Raw genomic sequence first — 5,777 nt, forward strand, 5'->3', positions numbered from 1 at the left:
CACTGACATGAGTCAGCTCATCGGGATTATTTCACTGGCCGGCTAGCTGTAACTCCAATGCCTTTGGGTATTATCTTCGTCCTTGAAGCTACAGGGGGATTCGTTATTCGGCCCATACCGAAGTACAGGCCGAATAATAACTAGAACGATGTGCGCTTATAAGTGCGGTACTGCGGCTGCCAATAGTTATGCTCAATGGCTTTTGCCAGCGCTTCTTCTGAGGTAACAATGGCGACACCTTGCAACTGCGCCGCTTTGCCCACCTGCATTGCAATGCTCTTTGACACAGCCTGAATATCGTCGATACGCGGCAGCAATGCCCCTTCACCGTTCGATGCAAGTGGTGAACAGTCAGCCAATGCACGGCTGGCTGCCATCAACATACCGTCGGTCACCCGCCGGGCGCCCGATGCCAACACCCCCAAACCAATCCCTGGGAAGATATAAGAGTTATTGCATTGTGCAATCGGATACAGCTTCTCCTTGTAACTAACCGGTGAGAATGGGCTGCCCGTGGCAACCAATGCGGCACCATCGGTCCAGTTAATAATGTCTTCTGGCCGTGCTTCAACCCGTGATGTCGGGTTAGACAATGGCATTACAATCGGCCGTGGACAGTGCTGGTGCATCTCGCGGATCAGCTCTTCAGTAAACAACCCCGGCTGGCCTGAGACACCAATCAGCACAGTCGGTTTAGCATTGCGCACCACATCCAGCAGTGAAATTGAGTCACTGGCCAGATTCCAGCTTTGTAGCGCCTCACTCTTTTGCACCAGTTTACTTTGGAAATCCAATAAGTTAGGTAGTTTGTCAGTCAACAGACCAAAACGGTCAACCATAAAGACTCGCGCCCGGGCCTGATCTTCACTCAAACCTTCTGAAATCATCTGTGCAATGATCTGTTCAGCAATACCGCAACCTGCTGATCCGGCGCCGAGGAAGGTGACGGTTTGGTCGCGTAACTGGCTGCCTGCGGCATGGCTGGCAGCAATCAGGCTACCCAGCGTGACCGCCGCGGTACCCTGAATATCATCATTGAAACAACATAGCTCGTCACGGTAGCGGTTCAGCAGCGGGGTGGCATTGTTCTGCGCAAAATCTTCAAACTGCAACAACACATTTGGCCAGCGGCGTTTGACCGCCTGAATGAATTCGTCAACAAAAGCATAATATTCATCACCGGAAATACGCGGATGACGCCATCCCATATACAGCGGGTCATTCAGGCGTTGCGGGTTGTTGGTCCCGACATCTAACACTACCGGCAATGTATAGGCTGGACTGATACCACCGCACGCGGTATACAGCGACAATTTACCAATGGGGATCCCCATGCCGCCAATGCCCTGATCGCCAAGGCCGAGAATACGCTCACCGTCGGTTACCACGATAACTTTCACGTTCTGTTTAGTGGCGTTTTGTAACATATCGTCAATGTGTTCACGGTTTGGGTAAGAGATAAATAACCCACGCGCACGACGATAGATATCAGAGAAGTGTTCACAAGCCTCGCCAACGGTAGGCGTGTAGATAATTGGCATCATCTCGCTGAGATGGGCGTCCAGCAGGCGGTAAAACAGAGTCTCATTGGTGTCTTGAATGTTGCGCAGATAGATATGCTTATCGTCGTCATTTTTAAAATCTTGATACTGGCGGTAAGCGCGCTCAGCTTGTTCTTCAATAGTTTCAACCGCTTCAGGCAACAATCCGTGTAAGTTAAAGTGGTTGCGCTCATCATTAGTAAAGGCGCTGCCTTTGTTAAGGAGAGGGAATTCCAACAGGATCGGACCAGCGTAGGGGATATAGAGGGTGCGCTTACTTTCGTATTCAAGTTCCATGAGTTTTACTCTTATATGACTATGGGTATTGATAGCAATTGTTGCCCTGATCCTAAAAGATAAGAAGAATATGTACAGCTTTTGTTAGTTAAATATGTCTGTAATCGGTAAAAGTGCGAGTTAACTTGCAGATTTAGCTGAGCAGTTTATTGGAACCCGGCGTCATTCGTTGCGAGGTCTTGGTGCTATGATCGGCATCGCTCAGGCCGGCTTATGGCTTGGAATACCAGATGATTGATCAGGTTGTACACGCGGGAATGAGTTTCACTGCTATTTAGGGGAATAGGTAGGATTAGCGTGATAACCGGGGGTTAGCCATGTAACCCCCAATTAGTTGGGTATTATTTCGGCAAAAATGTCACGTGTTTTACATCATCGCAACCCAAGGCTGCCAGTGTTGCCAGTGTGGCATCCCACTGAGTCAGTGTCGGATTACTGCCCTCAATCAGCACCGCACGGCGAATGGCCGCGCAATCCCCACCGGTAATGTTGGTCAGGATCAATGCAGCTTGCAGCGGTGGCAGGCTGGGGTTGAAGGCGGCATTTTCTGCATAACGGCCCACATAGATAGCGCCATCAGCCGCTTCCAATGCAACACCGCTATGAGCATTGCTATAAGGAGCATGACTGTGGTTCGCACCTTCGAGGGCTGCCTGAGTCAGTGCATCGGTTTCAGCCACGGTGTAGCCATGAAACACCGGATCCATCAGCAGCGTGGTGATATCCAAATCTTTCGGGCCGAAAGAATCTGGCAAATAGTGACCCAGGGTTGCGGCAGGGCGGCCCGGCAAATGGATATGCAGGTCGGTTCCGCTATTCAGCTCATTCATAAACTGGCGGCAATGACCACAGGGAGTGTAATTAACAGTAATTGCGACCAGGCTGGCTTCGCCGCGTAACCAGGCATGAGTAACCGCACACTGCTCGGCATGAATGGTTTGTTGTAGCGGTACACCGCTAAACTCCATATTGGCGCCAAAATAGAGGTTGCCGCTGCTCCCCTGAGCGACAGCACCAACCATAAAATGAGAGATTGGCGCCAGCGCACACGCGGCAGCCAGCGGCAACAACGCGAATGCCAGCGCATTGTCATCCAACCCACTGATGCTTTTTACCGTTTCCACTTGCTTCGCTGTCAACATGGCAGGGAAATCGTTTGCGCTCAGAATAGGTTCAAGTGCTGATTGCAGTGAAGCGGGTAGCTTAGCCCAAGGGGCATGAAAACGTGCTTGCATAGGGAGTCTCTCCAAGAGTAACGGGAAACTATTTTAGGCAGCTTAGGGGCTTCTTGATGTGATTGATGTCTCATTACTAATGAAATCGATGCAAGTAAAATCTCAAATGAGAGATGTATCTCAAATTTAAACCTGAAAACGGACGCTATTTCACCTTGTTACTGTAGACCCTGATGTGCGTTTGCGCGTCAGGGTCTCACGCCATTAGCCGAACAAATGGAGTAACACCGGGAATAGGAAAGGAGCCAACAGTGAAGTGATAATCCCGCAGATTACCAGTGCCAGTGAGCTAAATGCGCCTTCCTGAAAGTCCATTTCAGCACAACGGGCGGTACCCAGTGCATGGGAGGCGGTACCCATGGCTAAACCTCGCGAGGCCTTAGTGGTTATCTTTAATAAATTTAGCAAGCTATGGCCAAATACCGCACCCAGAATACCGACAAAAATGACGCATACTGCGCTGATGGCGGGTAAGCCATGGATAGACTCAGCGACGGCCATGGCAATAGGTGTGGTGACAGATTTAGGCAATACCGAAGCCGCAATCTCCGGGGTTGCTCCCATCCACAGGGCGACCGCCGTACCACTGACCATGGCGGTAATACTGCCAATAAAACAGATACTGATAATGGATTTCCAGCGGGCGCGAATTTGATGCAATTGTTCATATAGCGGGAAAGCTAGCGCCACCACGGCGGGTTGCAGTAAATCATTCAATACTTTGCTGCCAGCAAAATAGTTGGCATAGGGCATATGCGTGACCAGCAGCAATGGAATGATAACAACCATCGATATCAATAATGGGTTAAGCAGTGGCATTTTCAGCCAGCGGGCTAAACGACGCGCACCAAAGAATACGATTAAGGTGAGTGGCAGTGACCACCATAAATTGCTGATCATTTGTCGTCCTCGGTATGGGTAGGAGAACCAATGACTTTGCGTTCGCGGTGAACATAATGAGAACTGTAAGCTACCACCAGCATGACAATTAGGGTGCTGACAAAGCAGGAAACTACGATGGGACCAAACTGTTTAGTCAGTTGGTCGTAGTACTGCATCACACCGACACCAATCGGCACAAACAACAGCGCCATATAACGGATCAGTAGGTGGCAACCGGGTTTCACCCAGGTTGAAGGCAATATCTGGGATGCCAGCAGAGCAAATAGAATCAGCATCCCAATGATACTGCCAGGGATGGTGATAGGCAGCAACAAGGCCAGTGCTTTACCCGCCCATAAGCACAGATAAATAATGGCGAAAGCCCGCAGGTACTGCCAGCAAAGTGAAGTCACATTGCGCATAGAAAAGGTCCTGAGTTACGGAGTGCATTCATCATACAATTAAGTTTGATTATGTGCTAGCTGTCACACTATGAATAATAGACTCATCATGTATCAAACTGTGAGCGTGTTGATTTGCTACTACACATAACTTATTCGCAGCCCTCCTTGCTGCATTTGGGCGACTATTGGGTATGTTCTGATACCTGATGGGGTTGAGCCGACTGCGTCTTAGCCAATCGATAGCCACGATAGAAAAATGCCAGCCCCAAAATAGCCGCGATAATCAGCATATAGAACATCATCTGCGGTGCGGCCCAGGCTAGCAAGAAGCCACAAAGTACCGGATTAATGGCTCCGCCTAATTGACCGAGATTTTGTACCCCATAGTAACTGCCTTTGAGATTCGCTGGAGCAATAAAATCGATAAACAAGTATTCGACTGGGATAACAATAATTTCGCCCAATGAGAAAATCGCCATTGCCAGCATCCATAGTGGAATTGAATCTTGAGCCGCCATAAATCCGAGTAGGCCAATGATAAAGAACAGGGTGCCAAACATCAGCCAGCGCATTAAGTTCTGCTGATTCATACGGCGACTTAATAAGTATTGCAGGGTAATCACAATAGTTGCATTAACGGTCATTACTGCCCCGATCACCTGATAGGCAAATTTAGCATCTGACACCGTAATCAGATATTGAGATAAATAACCCGAGAATTGGCCAAAGACAATAGCACTGAGCATGCTGCCGAGGGTGAAATAAATCAGCCGTTTATCACAACGTAAGATAGTAAATGTTTGGCGGAAATCCGGTACTGATTCGCTAGCTGAATGTTCTGTTGCTAACATATCGGTACTGCTTATTCTGAATTTCAACGCCACCGCGACCAGCAACGCCAATACCCCCGAAATGATAAAAGGCAATTGTGAGCCAAAACCAACCACCAAAACCCCCATCGCCGGCCCCACCGCCCAGCCGACATTGACCAGTGTGTAGTTAGCTGAAAAGGCTTTAATACGTTCATTTACTGGCAGCCAATCAGCAAAGCAGGCTTTGAGCGCGATACTGTAAACCGAGTAGGCCGAATGCAGCAGCGCCAAAATCAGAATGATCCAGGCCGGATGCTCAATCCATGGCAAAGTAAAGAATGTGGCAGAAAACAGACTTATTGCTAGCAAAATCAATAGCTTTTTATTGAATTTGTCCACCAGATAGCCACCATATAGGCTAGTGAAAATACCTAGCGTCAAACTTGCCCCTAACACCAGCCCGACTTTATCGGGAGCCAACTGAAAATGCTCAGCCAAATAGATAGTTATAAAGGGCAGGGTGATCGCTCGGCCAATAGTCAGGACCAGCGAAGCAATCAATAAATTAGTGACACGTGATGGAAATCCTTTCATGGTATTTTCTTT

General features: G+C 48.8%; 5 protein-coding genes. All 5 read right to left on the reverse strand.

Annotated elements, in window-relative coordinates; translation table 11 throughout:
• Positions 1-140 precede the first annotated feature (140 nt).
• A complete protein-coding gene (locus V2A85_RS21475; protein ID WP_372558454.1) occupies positions 141-1,838 on the reverse strand; it encodes an NAD-dependent malic enzyme in 1,698 nt (565 codons plus the stop codon).
• A 341-nt stretch (positions 1,839-2,179) separates the two neighbouring features.
• The gene (gene cdd, locus V2A85_RS21480) at positions 2,180-3,073 is read right to left on the reverse strand and encodes a cytidine deaminase (RefSeq protein WP_420072313.1); all 894 of its coding nucleotides are present in this window, start codon (positions 3,071-3,073) and stop codon (positions 2,180-2,182) included.
• A gap of 204 nt (positions 3,074-3,277) precedes the next feature.
• A complete protein-coding gene (locus tag V2A85_RS21485; protein WP_032906846.1) occupies positions 3,278-3,973 on the reverse strand; it encodes a CidB/LrgB family autolysis modulator in 696 nt (231 codons plus the stop codon).
• The gene (locus V2A85_RS21490; protein ID WP_005187673.1) at positions 3,970-4,377 is read right to left on the reverse strand and encodes a CidA/LrgA family protein; all 408 of its coding nucleotides are present in this window, start codon (positions 4,375-4,377) and stop codon (positions 3,970-3,972) included. Before V2A85_RS21490 ends, V2A85_RS21485 begins: the two co-directional genes overlap by 4 nt.
• Before the next feature lie 164 nt (positions 4,378-4,541).
• Entirely contained in the window at positions 4,542-5,765 is a 1,224-nt protein-coding gene (locus tag V2A85_RS21495) for an MFS transporter (RefSeq protein ID WP_083159359.1), read from the reverse strand.
• Positions 5,766-5,777: the final 12 nt, after the last annotated feature.

The sequence above is a fragment of the Yersinia sp. 1252 StPb PI genome (assembly GCF_048593885.1).
Lineage (GTDB): Bacteria > Pseudomonadota > Gammaproteobacteria > Enterobacterales > Enterobacteriaceae > Yersinia > Yersinia enterocolitica_E.